Below are 17,203 nucleotides of genomic sequence, written 5' to 3'. Positions count from 1 at the left end.
TCCCGGATTTTGTCGAAACAACCGGAAGATGCCTTCTCACTTTTTTAATTCATCATTTCTGCTTTTCGCAGGAATTCTGCAAGGATTTTTGCCATTTGATCACGTTTGGTGTAACCGTTTGGATTGAATGTGGATTTCGTCATTCCTGACATAATGCCTGATTGATAGACAGCCTCGGCACCTTCTTTTGCCCATGCTCCAAATTGGCTGGCATCTTTAAAGTCTGTCAGCTTTTTATTAGCATTCAGCTGCGACTTGTCAAACTCCAGGATGTCCAGATCCATTGCTCTGGCGATCATAATGGCTGCCTGGGCACGTGTCAGCTTTTCGTTTGGCGCAAAGGTGCCATCCGGTTTGCCGCTGATAATGCCGAAGTGGACAGCTGCTGTCAGTTCCCCGTTTGCATTGAACCACTCATTTCCCTTAACATCTAAGAATTTCTTATCATACGCTTTTGCCGGAAGCCCTAGAGCCCTTACAAGCAAGACAGTGAATTCTGCACGGGTGATTTCTTCCCCAGGTGCATACTTCACATCTGTTTTCCCTTTAATGATGTATTTGGAAGCAAGGGTTTCAATATACTCCTCTGCCCAGCTTAGCCGGTCAACATCGGGGAATGTTTTATCATTCTCAACGATCGCATATACAGAGTTAGTCAGTGATTTAATTATCGCTGTTTTGCCGTCAAATACAGTTGGAACGGCTGTAAAGCTTCCGTCCTGATTAAATCTGACTGCAGCGGACTTGCGAGGATCAAATTCCCTGCTGCCCGTAATCTCTCTTTCTGCAAACTTTCCAAATGCTGAAATGCTCTCTTTCTTATCTCCAGCTCGTGCCTCCAGCTCAAACGCAAACGCATCTGACACAATATTAGCATTTACGGAAGGTGCTGCAGTTCGATTAACCGACACTGTCATATAAACAGTATCTTCAGAGACTCCAAGCTTTTTGGCCAGGGCCGCAGTATCAATCTCTGATACAGGGATTCTGTAGATTGCACCTTCGGCCTGAATTTCAATGATCGCTTTCTTACTTTTACGAACAGCATCACTGAACAGCTTTGCGGGAAGCTGCGCCAGGACTGTTTCCCCTGCAGCAGGCTTCTCCAATTCCACTTCTATAACCGTTCGATCAGCTGAAATAGCATCTACAATCTCCGCTATTTTCTCGGAACGGATTTTTGTAATAACCTCCATTTTGCCGGAAGGATTCTTTTCTCTGACTATTTCTGCCGCTCCTGCCGGAAGCTGTACGGTTCCAGGCTTCCCAGGTGCAGGCGGATTGACAGGCTCTTGATTGCCGCCCCCATTGCCGCCAGGGTTCCCCCCTCCCTTTGTACCTTCCTTGATAATTACGACTGTTAATGGATCCAGAGTCAGCTTTCCATCTGCAAGGGTAAAGCCGGACTGATTTTTAACAGCCTTAGTTCCTGCTTCATCATTATCGACAAGGACAGTCCCTTTGGAGAGATCCAGTTCCCCAAGCGTCATGCTGCGTGACTTGCTGTCAGCATTCATGAAAACATAATAGCTGCCAGTTTTGTCCGTAGATACATTCTTATAAGCAATCAGCAGGTCCTGATCCTTCATTTCAGGGAAGTCCAGCAGGGAAACGTTTTTGTCTACAAGCTCTTTCTCCCCGAGGCGGAAGGCGTTTGTTGATCTTCTCAGTTCAATCAGGCCTTCAGTGTATTCGCGTGTCATTGTATTTACTTTATAAGCTGATGCGTTTGTGGCTTTCTGCCAGTCGAATTTGTTGATCGCATCAGATGAATCATAGGAATCATGGATAAAGTAGCCAAATGGATTCCCGTTTTCATCTGTCAGCTCATGGTATTTCTGCTCAGGCACACCTTCGCCGAGCCATTGCTTTGTGCGTCCGTATTCCTGGCCTGCGTGCAGGAAGGCAGTCCCCTGCGAGGTCAGGATCAGCGAGTTTCCGAGGCGGATCCGCTTATGGATTTCCAGATTATTTTCCGGGATGGCCGGGTCTTTTTTAATAGACTGGGCGATGACATCGTACAGCGGCAGATTATCGTGTGCTGCAATATACTGGACCATGTCGCCTGGATCATCTTCTGCGGTATTGGATGGCTGGCCTTTAATGTTATTGAAAATAACACTTAGGTCACGCGCACCGCCTGTAATGAATCTTGGCTCCCCTTCAGATCCAAATCCGGATTTCAGCTCGTTGCGGATTTCATCAGAGAACACACCGACATCATCGGTCTTATCCATCCAATCCTGGTCCGCTCCCATTCCTTCAAGTGCCGGGTCAGAGAGATGTCCTGCAAATGTCCGCCACCCTTCGCCGATGAACAGGGCATCCGGATTGATTGCGGCTGCTGCATCATAGGCATTCTGGATGGACGGATAAGTTGCATCTCCCATCATATCGAATCGCATGCCATCAATCTTGTATTCGTCAAACCAGTACTTCACAGAATCAACCATCAGCTTTTCAGCCATTGTATGGCTTGTTGCAAGATTATTGCCGAACCCACCAAGGAAATTGCCTTTGGCATCCTGGAATGCATAATAGTTTGGCACAATGTCGTTGAGCGTGCTTGCTTTTGCCATATGGGTGTAAACAACGTCAAGGACCACACCCATTCCGGCATCATGGATCGCGTCGATCAGTTCCTTCAGTTCCTTCACACGCAGGTCAGCGTCTGCAGGATTTTCCGAGTAAGCACCGTCAGGAGAGAAATAGCTGTGCGGATCATATCCCCAGTTATACTCGTTTCCTCCTGCTGAATATTCCATTTCCCTCTCGCCCATTTTCGTCTCATCGCCAAAATACCAGGCCATGACAGGCAGAAGCTGAACGTGAGTCACACCAGTCGACTTAATATAGTCAAGCTTGTCGATGAATGCTTTATAAGAGCCCCATCTCGCATCCAAATCGCCTTTAATGGAAGGATCGGAAGTGAAGTCGCGGACATGGACCTCATAGATGATGGCATCCTCACGCTTTTCATATCCTTTAATGGAAGCATGATCAAAGCCCTTAGGATCCGTTCCCTTCAGGTCGATGATTGCCGCTTTTCCGACATCATCTCCGTCCGGACCGGCCTCCCCTTTCGTATCGACGGTAAAAGCTGCCATCGACTTCGCATAAGGATCCAGCACCTTTTTCGTAACTCCGTTATTGGTCACTTCATATTGGTAGTAATAGCCTTTCAAGTCCTTCACCCGAAGGTCCGACGGCTTGACTTCTTTTGACCAGACGCCTTTTTCACCAAGCTTGAGGTCTACACTGCCAATCAGCTTGCTAGCATCTTTTTTATCATAAAAATTGGCCGTAACCTTGCTTGCTGCCGGCGCCCACAGTTTCAGCACCGCTCCGCCTTTTTTGTAGGCAGCTCCAAGGTCATCTCCATCATAGCTGTACAGTTTATCAAGCATCCGCCAGCCTGATGATGCAGAAACTGTGCGTCCGGAATAGGATACAGAAAGCGGCAGTTTCTCAAGATCGAATGCTGCTTTAACTTCAGCCGTTTTTTCACCTGTAATTTCTGCACTGGTGACAGATATTTCTTTTCCATCCTTATCCTTGATGGACAAGCCGGCTTTCAATCCGTCTGCAGTCAATCCTTCTGTCATTGTAAAGTTTAGTAGAATGGTATCTTCTGAGATGACTTCTGCAGTGGTCATCCCTAATGCCACATCTCCATATGGAGAAATATAGACAACATCGTCTCCCTGCTTGATCCATAGCTGATTATACTTATCCAGCAGGTTGAAGGTCTTATCGCCGGCATCTTTTTCCTGCGTCTTTTCGTTCACAATAAGGAAGCCCAGCTCCTTGCCATCTTCCTTCAATTCGATGTCAGCGTACGCTCCATAACGGTCTGTTCCGGTAAAATCAGCCGCACCAGCTGGCCAATTATCAGAAGGAGCTGCTGAGTCGCCCCAGTGCCAGAGACCGAAATCATCATAGTCCCCGTTTTCACGGGTATAATGGATGCGGACGGTGTTATCCGGAAGATCGACAGGTTCATAGGTATACACCTCATCCGACCCCTGCTCTATCCAGATTTCATTCATCTCCGGCGAGGAAATGGTGAAGCTCTTATCGCCGCCGTCCTTGCCTGCATCCCCTTTGGATACATCCATGATAAGGAAGCCGATATTTTTTGCCCCCTCGGCAAGCGGTACATCAATATAGGCACCATAGCTGTCTTTCTTCGCGAACATGGTTGCACCAACCGGCCAATTGGCTGACGGGGTTTTCACGTCATTCCAGAGCCAGGCCCCGTAGTTTTCATAGCTTCCGTCGGCACGGTTATAGTGGATGCGGACAGAGTTCTCAGGAATCGGCTCTATTTCAGGTTCCTCGCCGCCTTCCCCGCTTTGAAGCGCTGCCCCTGTGATGCTGCCGTTATCCACGGTCAGCAGGACAGTACCGCCATCAGAGTTGGCCGGGATTGTCAGAATAACTTCTCCAGCTTCAGCAGTTTGGTAGCTTTGGTTAGAATAATGATCTGTTACTGTAGCTGTTTTTGAATCAACCGCCAGTTTGATAGTTTTTGCATTCTTCGCTGTGTTCAAGCCGGCATACACGGTCTGGTCCCCATAGCTGCGGGCAAACAGCAGGAATTGCTCTTTGTCAGAGCCGCCGATCACCGTACGGTCACCTTTGGCAAAAACCTTGGAATGGTCTTTCCTGAAGTTAAGGATCTTTTTATAATGCTCGAGCATATCATTTCCATCAACTTTATCCCATGCAAAATCGTAGCGGTTGTCATATTGCGGGTAGTTGTTGGCGCCTGTCTGGCCAAGCTCTTCTCCGTAATAGATGACAGGCTGACCTTTTGCAGTTGCCTGCAGAGAGGCTGCAACCTTCATTTTGCCTGTGTCACCGCCAAGTGAATGCAGAAAACCATCCTCGTCATGGCTGCTTAAAAACTGGCCAAGAGTGGCAGTGTTGTCTACTTTGGCATTCCGGGCAGCAAGGGCATCATTGGCAGCCTTCAGCTTTCCATTTACAAAATTGCGGGCTGTTTCTTTGAAGCCAAAATCAAGAAGGGAATCCATCATCCCGGAATCAAGGTAGCCAAGGTCATTATCAGCAGCCGCACCCCATGCTTCCCCGATCATTTTGAATTCCGGCATCTTTTCGGTGAGCGCATTTTTAAAGCTCATCCAGGTGGCGTCCTCCACGTGCTTGACAGTATCAACACGGAAGTAGTCAATTGTGTTGCCGTTTGCAGTTGTTGCTTTCTCAATCCAGTCTGTCTGCCAGTCGATGATCTGCTTGCGGACTGCAGGATCTTCTGTTTTGATATCAGGCAGGCTGGACAGCTCGCCAACCACTTCATCGGTGCCCACATTGCCCTGGCGGACGATATCCTTGAAGCGGCTGCGGTCTTCATCATCCGGGTAGCCTGGCGGAGGGTTCTCCTTATCAGCATCCAGCTCTTTAAGTCCGTATCCAGTATGGTTCAATACAACATCCACCATGATTTTAATGCCGCGCTCATGGGCTTCGTCGATGAGTGTATGGAAGTCCTCCATCGTGCCGAAATGAGGATTCAGCTTGCTGAAATTTTCCGCCCAGTAGCCGTGGTAGGCATAATACGGTTCGCCATCAGCCTCACCATTGCGGACATCATATTGGATATTTTCCACGACCGGAGAGATCCAGATCGTATTGACGCCAAGCTTATCAAGGTAGTCCAGCTTTTCTGTTACCCCTTTGAAATCCCCGCCCTGATAGGCGCCGCGGGAATCGTCATAATTCAGTCCGTATGGATCATTATTGGAGGAATTGCCGTCAAAGAAACGGTCTGTCAGCATAAAGTAGATGACAGATTCATCCCAGTCAAAATCACCTTCGCCGGCAGATTGGCGTGTTTTGATTTCGATTTCGGCATTTCCGCTATATTCATTGCCATAAGAATCTACTGCTGTAATGGGAATATTTTTCACACCGGCCGTTGTGCTGTCATCTGCAGCAATGGTGACTTTGCCGAGTGAAGGGTCGATTTCCAGCTGATCAGGACCGCCCAAAGAGGAAGTGTCAGCAAGAATTTTAGTAATCTTCACCTCATCAGTCAGGCCTGCTATATCCACACTCAGAACAGCATTTTGGCTGTAGTCGATAGCTGCCGGCCTGGTTATAGCAGATACAGTCAAGTCAGCCTGCTGAAAGTCGATGGCAGAGACACCGTCCTTGGTGTTGTAAGGATCTGTGACCTCTGTTGTCTCTCCTCCTTCGGTTACAAGAAATGAGTATTCATGCCTTCCGTTCGGGATATTCTCGTATGTAAGCATGAATCGCTCGTTTTCAGGCTCATATTGCATCTCTTTTGTTTCACCGTTGAACTTGAGTTCTACTTTTTCAATAGAATCCATACTGTCATTGGCAAAAAGCTCTTTATCACGGTAATAGAAAGTGGCATTGCCCTTATTAATGACTGGCGCTGAACCATCCGGGACAATCCGGATCTTTTCCACACCGCTCGTGATGTATGCTTTTGTCAAACTGTCATTTTTGTTCACAGGAATGAAGCGGTCTCCAAATTCCTTTTGTGCTGTATTCCAGTCCTCTGTGCTGCGGAGCACAAAGCCGAACTGCTTCGTTTCTGGGGCAACAGCAATATTGACGGTCGCCGTCCCGTTTTCATAGGATTCAAAATTGATCTGGTCATCCTTCACGCCTGTGTTCCAAGCCCAAATATTCCAGCCGTCATATGTCTTGTCATCGCGGATATAAGTAAAACGGACCTGCCGGTCAGAGGTTTCTGCTGCTTCTGGGGTGTCGGATGCTTCTGTTTCTGCTGCAGCTGCCGATCGTGCCGGCATAAATGGCAGCCACAGGCTCAATAGCATGATTGCCGACAGGAAGATGGATAGCTGGCGTCGGTTTTTTTGCATGAATTGCTTTCCTCCTTTTGGTTGGTTGGATAGGATTAACTTTGTTCGGGGGAGCCTCCTTTCTGTCGGAGATAGCCCTGCAGCGCGGGTTGCGAAAGCGTTTGCACAAATTTGCACAACTAAATGACTGTAACCGTTTGCAAAATATAGGATGAAATGACTACAAATGTGCGTGATATGAAAAGACAGCTTGTGCAACCGCTTGCAGTTCGTAAGCAAATTTTACAATAATTTTCAGAAAACGGCAACAGCAAAGTGAGCAGGGGGGCGGTTTAGGCCAGGGGGTCAGACCCCTTAGCCCATTAACGCAAATAAAAAAGGAACAAGGGGGCTGTCCCCTCATCCCTTCTACTGCCTTCTCAATTGAAATAAGTATGCTGCAGATACGACGATTTGTGGACCGGGGGGTCAGACCCCTTGGCCCATTAACATAAATAAAAAGGAACAAGGGGGCTGTCCCCTCATTCCTTCTACTGCCTTCTCAATTGAAATAAGTATGCTGCAGATACGACGCTTTGTGGGCCGGGGGGTCAGACCCCTTGGCCCATTAACGCAAATAAAAAAGGAACAAGGGGGCTGTCCCCTCATCCCTTCTACTGCCTTCTCAATTGAAATAAGTATGCTGCAGATACGACGCTTTGTGGGCCGGGGGGTCAGACCCCTTGGCCCATTAACGTAAATAAAAAGGAACAAGGGGCTGTCCCCTCATCCCGTCTACTGCCTTCTCAATTGAAATAAGTATGCCGCAGATACGACGCTTTGCAGCAGGAAGATCAGCAGTACATAGAAGATAAAATAATCCTGATGCATGATTTTAGTAATTGCTGAGAGGAAGAATCCCAGCATGACACCGGCGGTCAGGAGCTTGTAGGATAGGGACATGACCTTCAGCTGGATCACCTGCCCCCTCTCATCCTTAGATTCACTGTCTTTCTCAAACCTGGCCTTATAGGCCTCCGACAAAATGACACAGACAACAAGTACGACAATCGAAGCATTGAGCATTGAAAACATCTTACTCCTCCTTGTAATCAAAAACATCCATGATTGGTTTGTCTACTACCTTTGCAATCTTAATGGCCAAAATCAGAGAGGGATTGTATCTGTTTTTTTCAATGGAAAGGATTGTCTGCCGGCTGACCCCGACTGCATCTGCCAGCTCCTGCTGCGTCATTTTCTTTTCCGCTCTGTACACAGAGATTTTATTATCAAGCATTTTCATCCGCCCTTCAGGTAAGCCATTGAGTGAATTGTAATATATTCCTTACATAGTGTAAAGTATTTTTTACAAAAAGTAAGGAATTAATTACATATATAGATTCATAGTCATGCTTAATCTGAGAACGGGTGACAATGGGCATGATCTTTCTATACACCTGATAGGACGAACTATTCAATTATTTCGAAATGCTAAATATTCGACACTCTTCATTTCATTCCTACAAAACTAGACCTGTGCTTTATTTATATTTCGACAAGGTGACGGCGGCTTGTCGATTTACAATAGTCTTTGTAAGAAAAGCGAAGGAGAGTGACAGGATGAAGGTAAACAAATGGATTGCAGGACTAAGTACAGCAGTGGTTTTATGTGCGGGGGCTGGAGGCACAGCTATTGCGGCCCAATCTTCTGACAGCGGCAAAGTAGGACAGTATGAGGCCAGCTCTGTGGCTGGATTTACTGACTATGCCGAAATGGTAAACAAGCTCCAGCAGATTGAGAAGAGCAGCCAGGGCAAAGTGTCGTTATCGGTTGTCGGCCAATCCAATCAGGGACGGGACATTTACCAGGCACGAGTTGGTACAGGGGAAAAAGTGGTACTGATTGAAAGCGAAATTCACGGCAATGAAAAGACGGGCACAGAGGCACTGTTAAAAATCCTTCAGCATCTTGGATCCAGCAATTCACCGGAAGCGAGGCAGATCCGTGAAAATGTCACTTTAGTGGTGCTGCCAAAAATCAACCCTGACGCTTCTGAGCTTGACCGCCGCGGAAATGATATGTCCTGGGAGGAAGCTGTGCAGGATTTCCCACAGCTTGCAGCAGCCGCAAAGCCAGCATGGAATTATTATGCCTCAGGCACAATCCAAGAGCGAAATTACACCGGACAGCCTGGGTTTGATGTGAACCGCGACTTCAACCCTGACTTGGATTACGTACCGCAGGCCGGAGATTTCCCTGGCAGGTCAAGCGAACCCGGCTGGTACATAACACCGGAATCCCAAACCGTAAGGGATGTGTATAAAGCATTAAAGGCCGAGTTTGGGAAGGTTGATGTCTTCGTTGATCTTCACCATCAAGGTGAATACTATGTAGAAGGAACCGACGACATCGTCACGATGTCCTTGTCAGGCGAGTTTGTGCCTGATCCAAATACATCTGCGGGAGCCAAATATGCGGAATATGCAGATCAATATAATGTTGAGTATTCAAAGCAGCTGAATCTAGCAGCTTATAATGCCCTTCAATCAATCGGCAGCTCGCCGTTCAATAACATCACCCTCTATCAGCAGAACCTGGACCTTCCAGGCACTGCATTGGGAAGCTTCGCCCTTAACGGAAGCGGCACGGTCCTATTCGAGGTCAGGGGCCAGTCCCATACGCTTGGACAAAAGAAAAAGGGACAGCTTGTGAAGGCTGTTGAAACCGGCTTGAATGCCATTATTAAAGGAGTAGCGGATGGCTCGGTGGACAATCTTGATGCGGATGATTACAGCGAGATTCCGAATACCGCTTATGAGCCAGGGCTGTAAAAGATAAAAAAAGCCTCCATCCTGGATCCCCGGCAGGATGGAGGTTTTAATTCTATTAGTTACAGTTATATGTCATTAAACGCTGCCCTACATAAATTTTGTTCGGATCTGAAATATTGTTCAGTGATGCCAGATAGGAAGCCGTCACCCCATACTTAGCTGCAATTTCAGATAGAGTGTCCCCTGACTTTACATAATAATAGACCGGGCCAAAGCAGCCTGGAGGGGCAGCTTCAGCGGTGGATGCGCTGATATTTCCGACTCCGCCCAGGATACCTAATGACATAGCAGACGCTAATACGATTTTCCCAAGTTTTTTCATAATATCTCCTCCTAAATAGTTTCGGGTCCTTCCCTTCAAAACTATCAGATATATTCCATACCAACAATGGTTTTAGAATTGGGAAAACCAGCTGATTTACAGCAGTTTAAAACTAGGCATAATGGCGTGTTTATTACTGGATATATCTAAATTCAAAAGAAATAAATTCTTTATTAAGCAAGTTGGACAAAGCTGAAGCTAACAGGCTGTTCTTTATCGCAAATCCTGCTTGGGAAAATAATAAAAAAAAGGATTTCTGCTGAAAAAAAGGAGACAAAGTACCTGCCCCCTTTTGACTCACATATCCTTAGAGCTGGCGTATGGATGTGCCTGACACCATCCATGGACATTCATGCACAAAGTGTCTTTTGGACCTGCCTGACACAGCTTTAAAACAGAGTTTAGGTCCTGTGAAAGCTGGCGCTGTCCTTATGTACATGCTTGCGGGTAAAATTTTTGATTACCAGGAAAAGAATAAGAGCAATAGCAATGCCTGCGCAGTCGACCCATACATCCAGCAGCCGGCCGCTGCGGGTAAAATAAAGCTGCAGAATCTCTGTTGCAAATGCATATAAGATAGAGAGGACAACGGCATATCTATAGGGAAGGATTTGCAGCAGCCCGCAAGCAAAAACAAAAAATGCAAGTGCATGCCCTGCCTTCTGAAAAGCAAAATTTCTGTCAGCATCTGATGGCCAAGGCAGCAGCAGCTCTTCAAATGCAGGGTTACCCTGCCATTCAAAATGAACTTCTCCTGATTCCTTTAAATCAGCAAAACTGCTCGAACAGGTACAAACGAATATAAAGACACTCATCATAACCACAAAGAGAATCCTCAAAATAGCGCACCGCCTTAGTTTCTTTAAGAACAGTCTCGGCCATGAGGAAATAAACTATACAGCGTAAATCCCCGTGTCAGGCACCGCTCATGGACAAATATAAGGAAAGTGTCTTTTCGCGGTGCCTGACACGGAATATCAAGAAGGGGCAGCCGCCGCTGCCCCCTCTCTTTAGATCATTTGCTAAAATTTATACTTTCTCTTTGCTCCCCCAGCAGAATAGAAGTCTGCCTTGGACTTGCCTGCGCAATGATCCTGCCGTTTCGGATAGAGTAAAGGACGGCTGCCTGTTTGCGGATGGCTTCGTATTCATTTTCAGCGTCAAGGACGATGAAGCTGGCCGGTTTTCCGGCTTCGATGCCGTAGCTGTCTTCGATGTGAAGTGTTTTGGCGCTGTTATCGGTAATCAAGTCAAAGGAACGGACTATTTCTTCATAGCCCATGAGCTGGGATACGTGGATGCCCATGTGGAGCACCTGAAGCATATTGCCTGTTCCGAGCGGATACCATGGATCAAAGATATCATCATGGCCGAAGCTCACATTCATTCCCGCTTCGAGAAGCTCCTTCACTCTTGTGATGCCTCTCCGTTTTGGATATGTATCAAAACGGCCTTGAAGATGGATATTCACAAGGGGGTTAGCCACAAAGTTTATTTCCGACATCTTCAGCAGCCTGAAGAGCTTGTAGGCATAAGCATCATTATAGGAGCCCATCGCCGTTGTATGGCTGGCCGTCACCTTGCTGCCGAACCCCCGCTCATATGCTTCCGCTGCTACCACCTCAACAAACCGTGATTGCTCATCATCGATTTCGTCGCAGTGAATGTCTACCAGGCGGTCATATTTTTCCGCAAGGTCAAATGCAATTTTCATAGAAGATACACCATATTCTCTCGTAAACTCAAAGTGCGGGATGCCGCCGACCACGTCTGCACCCATTTTCAGCGCTTCTTCCATCAGCTCTGCCCCGCTTGGATAAGATAGGATCCCCTCCTGCGGAAAAGCGACCAGCTGCAGATCAACATGGGAAGACATTTCTTCTTTTACTTCCAGGAGCGCCTTTAGCGCCGTCAGGGTTGGCTCCGTCACATCCACATGTGTGCGGACATGCTGGATTCCCTGTGCGATCTGCCATTTGAGCGCTTTTTTAGCCCGCTCCTTTACATCCTCATGTGTTAAAATTTCCTTGCGCTGTGCCCATCTCTGGATACCCTCAAACAGTGTGCCGCTCTGGTTCCATTCAGGCTCTCCTGCTGTCAGTGTTGTATCCAGATGAATATGCGGTTCAATGAAAGGAGCTGAAACTAGCGATCCTTTTACATCAAGCTCCTCACCTTGCCAGTCTAATACATCACCCTGCGACAATTCTATAATCTTTTCGTCTCTTACTGTTATATTCCAAAGCCCATCCTTACCTCTAAGCTTCGCATTTTTAATTAACATCATTTAGCTCACCTTTTCCATTTCTGTTATTGTGCCTGTGTTTGCCGTGAGAGCTGCAATCTTGGTGATGACAACGAATGTGATCGCCGCTCCAAGCAATGCATTGACCGGAGGAATCCCCGGAATGAAGTTCGCAGCAAGCACGCCCGCACCCCATGCGATCATGGCCGGCCAGTTGACAGCTTTGAATGTCATTTGCTCAAATTTCTTATACTTGCCTTTGTTGATGATAAAATAGTCCGCCAGAATGATGGCTCCCACCGGCGGCAGAGCAGCCCCGAGGATTGTCAGCCATCCGACAAAGTTATTGTAAAGCCACATCGCCAGGATCGTTCCGACGATTCCGTTAAAAATGACAACCTTGCTTTTTGAGATTTTCGTGATGCTTGAGAAGCCTAAGCCGGATGCATACAGCGCATTATCATTGGTTGTCCAGATATTAAGCCCAAGCACCAGAATGGCCGGGAGAATTAACTTTTGAATGAACATTACTTCAGAAATATCCGATTGGCCAGTCGCGATTGCGCCGATAGCACCGAAGATGAACATGAGTGAATTTCCGATAAAGAAGGCAATTACAGTCGTAATGACTGCTGACCGCTTTGTGTGGGCGAAGCGGGCAAAGTCGGGCGTCAATGTACCCGCACTGATAAAAGAACCCACACAGATCGTCAATGCCGCAGCAAGCCCGATCGCTTCTGCTGGCTGATACTGCATAAGGCCGTCAAGCCCTCCGACCGTTTCCGTTGCCTTGAACACTGAAAAGCTGCCAAGGATGGTGATGAGCGGGACCGCGATAAAGCTCAAGGTCGCCAGTGCCTTCATTCCAAAAAACGCTGTCGCCGTCATCAGGATGCCTGCAATCGCAATCAGCAGATAGGCATCAAGCCCTGTCACCTTCTGGACAGGAAGGGCAAACATTGCCACACCGACGCCGAACCAGCCAACTTGTGTAGCAGCCAATAAGAATGAAGAAAGATATGAACCTTTTTCACCGAATGCATAGCGCGTCAGCAGATGTGTCGATAACCCGGTCTTGGCCGCGATATAAGCGAGCGCTCCAGTATAAGCGCCAAGAATCAGGTTCCCTGCCAGCACGATTCCGATAAACTGCATAAAAGTCAGCCCTGAGCCAAGCGTCCCGCCTGACCACATGCTCGCTGAGAAAAACGTCAGTCCCAGCATTACCACAAGCATTCTCCAGAATCCGCTGCGATTTTTCTGCGGAACCGCACTCAGTGAAAAATCCAAATCTACTTTTTTCATTTCCATTCCTCCTATAAGTTTCAATAGTGTTGAAACTGGTACCGAAGGAGCCTTCGATGGATAAGAAGCTGGAACGAAAAAAGGCTTCTCGCCGTTTCCGACAAGAAGCCTTTTTCCTCATGAAAAACCAGCGGGCAGGATACACCTCACCCAATGATTCTCATAATTTCCGCTGTCCTTGCCAGCCTCACGGGACTGAATTAAAGGTACCAGTATTTAATTGGTTATTATTATTGCAGAAAAATAGGGGGATGTCAAATAGGTGGGGTAGCGGTAAGAGGTGAGGTTATAAGATATTGTGGGTTCTTTTAGGAAAAATTGGCGTCAGCTCTGCAGAAGGAGGCTGAATCGGGAGAGAATGTCCTGCGAAATCGTATTGGAGTGCCGGTATAGCATGAAAAAAATGCCCTCCTACTGTATGTAAAAGGGAAATTTTCCTTAGTAGAGCTCCTAAACGTATATGATCCAACATAAATTTTCTATTAATCTACCTAAATTCTTAATTATTCTACCTATTTTTCCAATGATTCTACACAAAATCAGCGTTATTCTACATAAAATACATTTACTGGAAACAGACGCACCCTAACTCCGCCAAAAACGCCTTCATTTCGCGAACCAAAGCAATATCAGTTAAAGACAGACAAAGAACCTGCTCCCATAACCCACGTCCGCGCCATCAGCATATCCCCAGCCGAAGTCATATGCACCCCATCTGTCGTCAGTTTAAGACTTCCCCCTGATTCAAGGTACTGGATAAATGCCTTATGCTCCGTAACAACCGCTGCCTTGAACTGCTCAGCCAGTTCATGCACTGCCTCAACATATGGAATAAGCAGTCGGTTTCCTTCCGACTGGATATCCTCCTCAATTACAGTCGGCTCCATGAGGACAATTTTAGCTTCAGTCTCCTCCTTCACCTGTGTCAGCAGATCCTGATATACCTCCTTGAACCTGCCAGGATCAATCTGCACAATCCCCGGACTGTCCAGCTGCCGCCATACATCGTTAATGCCAATCGAAATGGAAACAAGATCCGGCTGAATATCAATGACATCCGCCTTCCAGCGGTCGGCAAGGTCAGTAACGCGGTTGCCGCCGACACCTCTGTTGATAAACTCAAGCGCCTTTTCAGGAAATGCCGTCATATAATAGTCACGCAGATTCCTTACATAACCGAATCCAATCTGTTCAGGATCCTCTCTTCTGCCGTGATCTGTAATGCTGTCGCCGATAAATAAGATTTTTTTTGCCGCCATATGCTTCACCTCTTTAGTTTGATTCTATATATATTAGATAATCTCCCTGGGGATTCCTGCTGGTGAGATAAGGTTGCAGACTGCATGATGTATTGTTCCGCTGATTGTCTGGGAAAAATGAGAACGCGAAGTCATTATATGGCTGAGAATTGGACTGCCTCTCAGCAGAAAGCTGTGTTAATAGGCAGAATTGTCATGCTGATGAGTATTAAAAGTTGAAATATAGCATAAAAAATGCCCCTCTATCATGTGCTGAAGGGGCATTTCTCATTAATTAAAATGCATTCATATAGGATTCTACCTGTATCCAGTGCGATTCTACCGACTTTAGCTGTTATTCTACCAACTCTTCTGGTTATTCTACCGACTTCCCGACTTATTCTACCAACTTCTCTAACCACACCATAAAATCACATTTATTACCAAAACTCCGCACCAATCCCGATATATAGCACTACTTAGCACCCCGCCCTATCCTATCAGCGACTGATAATACTCATACCCTTCTTTATCCGTAAACCCTTCATGCACCACTTTGCTCACAGCCTGCACCATTTCCTCCGGATGCTGGGACTGGAAGATGTTTCGGCCCATATCGACGCCGGCTGCTCCTCCCTGGATGGAGTTGTAGGCAAGGGTGAGTGCCTCTTTTTCCGGAATTTTTTTACCGCCGGCGACCACCAATGGAACCGGGCAGGCGGATGCTACTTTTTCAAAGTCATCGCAATAATAGGTTTTGACGATCTGGACACCGAATTCTGCCAGCATCCTGGTAGCGAGCAGGAAGAACTCGGTAGTACGCGCCATTTCTTTGCCGACTGCAACGACACCCAAAGTCGGGATTGAGTATCTCAAGCCAAGATTAACAGCTTTGTTCAGCTCTTCAATCGTCTCTTTTTGACCATCTGCGCCAATAAAGGTCTGAATCGCAATGGCGCTGGCATTCATCCGGACAGCATCCTCGATATCGACCACCATGGATTCATGGCTCAGATCATTTTGCAGAATTGATGATCCTGATGAAGCCCGGAGCGCAATCGCCTTATTGAATGAAGGCGGCACGCTGCTCCTGATCGCCCCCCTCGTTCCCATCAGGCAGTCAACATATTTCTCAAGCCTTGGGACGAGGAGATCGATTCGCTCGAGTCCTGATGTCGGCCCCATAAAATAGCCGTGGTCAAATGCGAGCATAATGGTCTTTCCGGTCTTCGGGTTGAAGATCCTCGACAGCCGGTCCTTCATGCCCCAATCATAATTAGCGGCCCCTTTTACATGGAAGCCCTCACCGCCCGCAAATGGTACATCCTCAAAAAAATTCTTCGCCGCTTTATTGCCGATATTGTCTGCCATTCTCCGCAACTCCCCCTAATTAAAAGTCATAATCACCTGTATTTTCTTTCGTGAAGACGATCCGCTCCGGCAGCACGATGATTCCGGAATCGTCCGCTTCATAGTCATAGCCCTGGATGCTGTTCGGTTCAACTGTCACTTCGCCAAGATCCGGAACCTCGAGCTTGTCGCCAACCTTCAAATCATTGCCCTGTGCCAGGTGGTAAGCAATATAAACAGCAAGCGCTCCCTGATCCTGGACATCCCATAAGCCATGATTCAAGATAGTGCCGTTCTCCAGGAATGGCCTCATGGAATTCGGTGACGCAAACCCTGTGATCGCAACATCCTTCGCTGTCAGCCCTTTATTCTCCGCTGCCTGTGCCATTGCTGGAAGAGCAGTGGAATCCGGGCAGATGATCGCATCAATATCTGGATAGGAATCAAGAATGCTTTCCCCTACCTGCAGGGATTTCTGCTCATTTCCCTCTCCGAATTGCCTTGTGACAATTTCCCACTTCGGATATTTCTCTTTTATATACTGATCAGCATATTCCACCCAGGAGTTCTGGTCAGGAACAGTCGGGCTTGAATAGAACCAGGCGACCTGCTGGGCTTCGTCCGGATTTTCAAGCTGGCCGGCGACCATATCGACGAGCATCGCACCGAGGATTTCCGGTGTTCCCTGATTCACATAAACAGAACGGTATTCCGGATCAACGTCCGAATCCCAAGTGACTACCTTGATGCCGGCATCCAGCGCTTTTTTCAGCGCCTGGTTCAGACCGTCTGAAGAAACAGAAGAAATGGCAATGGCATCTGCCCCGCTGCTTACGGCGCTGTTGATGATCTGGACCTGATTGGCCACTGTCCCTTCCGGCGCCCCGTCATACTTGACCTTGAATCCTTCTTTCTCCGCCATAGCCTGGGCCCCGTTATTACCTGATTCAAAAAATGCATTCCCAGTCATTTTCGGGATAAAGACTACTTCAATGTCATCAGCTTTTTTCCCGCCGGAACTGCCGCCGGAGTCTTTCTCCCCGCTGCAGCCTGCCAGCAGAAGCGAAGCCATGGCCATACCAAGGAACAGCTTATAAGGCTTAAATCTCAT

Annotated in this window: 11 protein-coding genes; 1 reads left to right on the top strand and 10 read right to left on the bottom strand. The window is 47.4% G+C overall.

Features of this window, described 5'->3' with window-relative positions; translation table 11 throughout:
* Positions 1–44: 44 nt before the first annotated feature.
* From Q9R36_RS25420 to Q9R36_RS25410, 3 genes are all read right to left on the bottom strand, one after another.
* A complete protein-coding gene (locus Q9R36_RS25420; protein WP_311226103.1) occupies positions 45–6,881 on the bottom strand; it encodes a pullulanase in 6,837 nt (2,278 codons plus the stop codon).
* Positions 6,882–7,595: 714 nt separating this feature from the next.
* Positions 7,596–7,895 (bottom strand): hypothetical protein, encoded by a 300-nt coding sequence (locus Q9R36_RS25415; RefSeq protein WP_311226102.1) that lies wholly within the window; start codon positions 7,893–7,895, stop codon positions 7,596–7,598.
* 1 nt (position 7,896) lies between these two features.
* Positions 7,897–8,097 (bottom strand): helix-turn-helix transcriptional regulator, encoded by a 201-nt coding sequence (locus tag Q9R36_RS25410; protein WP_148974158.1) that lies wholly within the window; start codon positions 8,095–8,097, stop codon positions 7,897–7,899.
* Between the two features lie 323 nt (positions 8,098–8,420).
* Here Q9R36_RS25410 and Q9R36_RS25405 point away from each other — a divergent pair, with 323 nt between their 5' ends.
* The gene (locus Q9R36_RS25405; RefSeq protein WP_311226101.1) at positions 8,421–9,632 is read left to right on the top strand and encodes a M14 family zinc carboxypeptidase; all 1,212 of its coding nucleotides are present in this window, start codon (positions 8,421–8,423) and stop codon (positions 9,630–9,632) included.
* Positions 9,633–9,687: 55 nt separating this feature from the next.
* On the opposite strand, the gene Q9R36_RS26200 is transcribed toward Q9R36_RS25405, so the two are convergent.
* From Q9R36_RS26200 to lsrB, 7 genes are all read right to left on the bottom strand, one after another.
* On the bottom strand, positions 9,688–9,954 hold the full coding sequence (locus Q9R36_RS26200) for a LysM peptidoglycan-binding domain-containing protein (RefSeq protein WP_396137139.1): 267 nt from the start codon (positions 9,952–9,954) through the stop codon (positions 9,688–9,690).
* Positions 9,955–10,355: 401 nt separating this feature from the next.
* Positions 10,356–10,793 carry a VanZ family protein gene (locus Q9R36_RS25395; protein WP_311226100.1) on the bottom strand — a complete coding sequence of 146 codons (438 nt, stop codon included), beginning with the start codon at positions 10,791–10,793 and terminating at the stop codon, positions 10,356–10,358.
* A 176-nt stretch (positions 10,794–10,969) separates the two neighbouring features.
* Complete coding sequence (locus Q9R36_RS25390; protein WP_311226104.1) at positions 10,970–12,238, bottom strand: cytosine deaminase; 1,269 nt, start codon at positions 12,236–12,238, stop codon at positions 10,970–10,972.
* 3 nt (positions 12,239–12,241) lie between these two features.
* The gene (codB, locus tag Q9R36_RS25385) at positions 12,242–13,504 is read right to left on the bottom strand and encodes a cytosine permease (RefSeq protein WP_311226099.1); all 1,263 of its coding nucleotides are present in this window, start codon (positions 13,502–13,504) and stop codon (positions 12,242–12,244) included.
* 629 nt (positions 13,505–14,133) lie between these two features.
* Positions 14,134–14,763, bottom strand: coding sequence for an SGNH/GDSL hydrolase family protein (locus tag Q9R36_RS25380; RefSeq protein WP_311226098.1), 630 nt, complete (start codon positions 14,761–14,763; stop codon positions 14,134–14,136).
* 471 nt (positions 14,764–15,234) lie between these two features.
* Complete coding sequence (lsrF, locus tag Q9R36_RS25375; protein ID WP_311226097.1) at positions 15,235–16,113, bottom strand: 3-hydroxy-5-phosphonooxypentane-2,4-dione thiolase; 879 nt, start codon at positions 16,111–16,113, stop codon at positions 15,235–15,237.
* 19 nt (positions 16,114–16,132) lie between these two features.
* Positions 16,133–17,203 carry an autoinducer 2 ABC transporter substrate-binding protein LsrB gene (gene lsrB / locus Q9R36_RS25370; protein ID WP_311226096.1) on the bottom strand — a complete coding sequence of 357 codons (1,071 nt, stop codon included), beginning with the start codon at positions 17,201–17,203 and terminating at the stop codon, positions 16,133–16,135.

This window comes from Bacillus sp. AG4(2022), from assembly GCF_031844465.1.
In the GTDB taxonomy this organism is placed as follows: Bacteria; Bacillota; Bacilli; order Bacillales; family Cytobacillaceae; genus Bacillus_AB; species Bacillus_AB infantis.
Note: the sequence above shows the minus strand (reverse complement) of the source record. Positions and strands in the feature narration are given on the sequence as shown.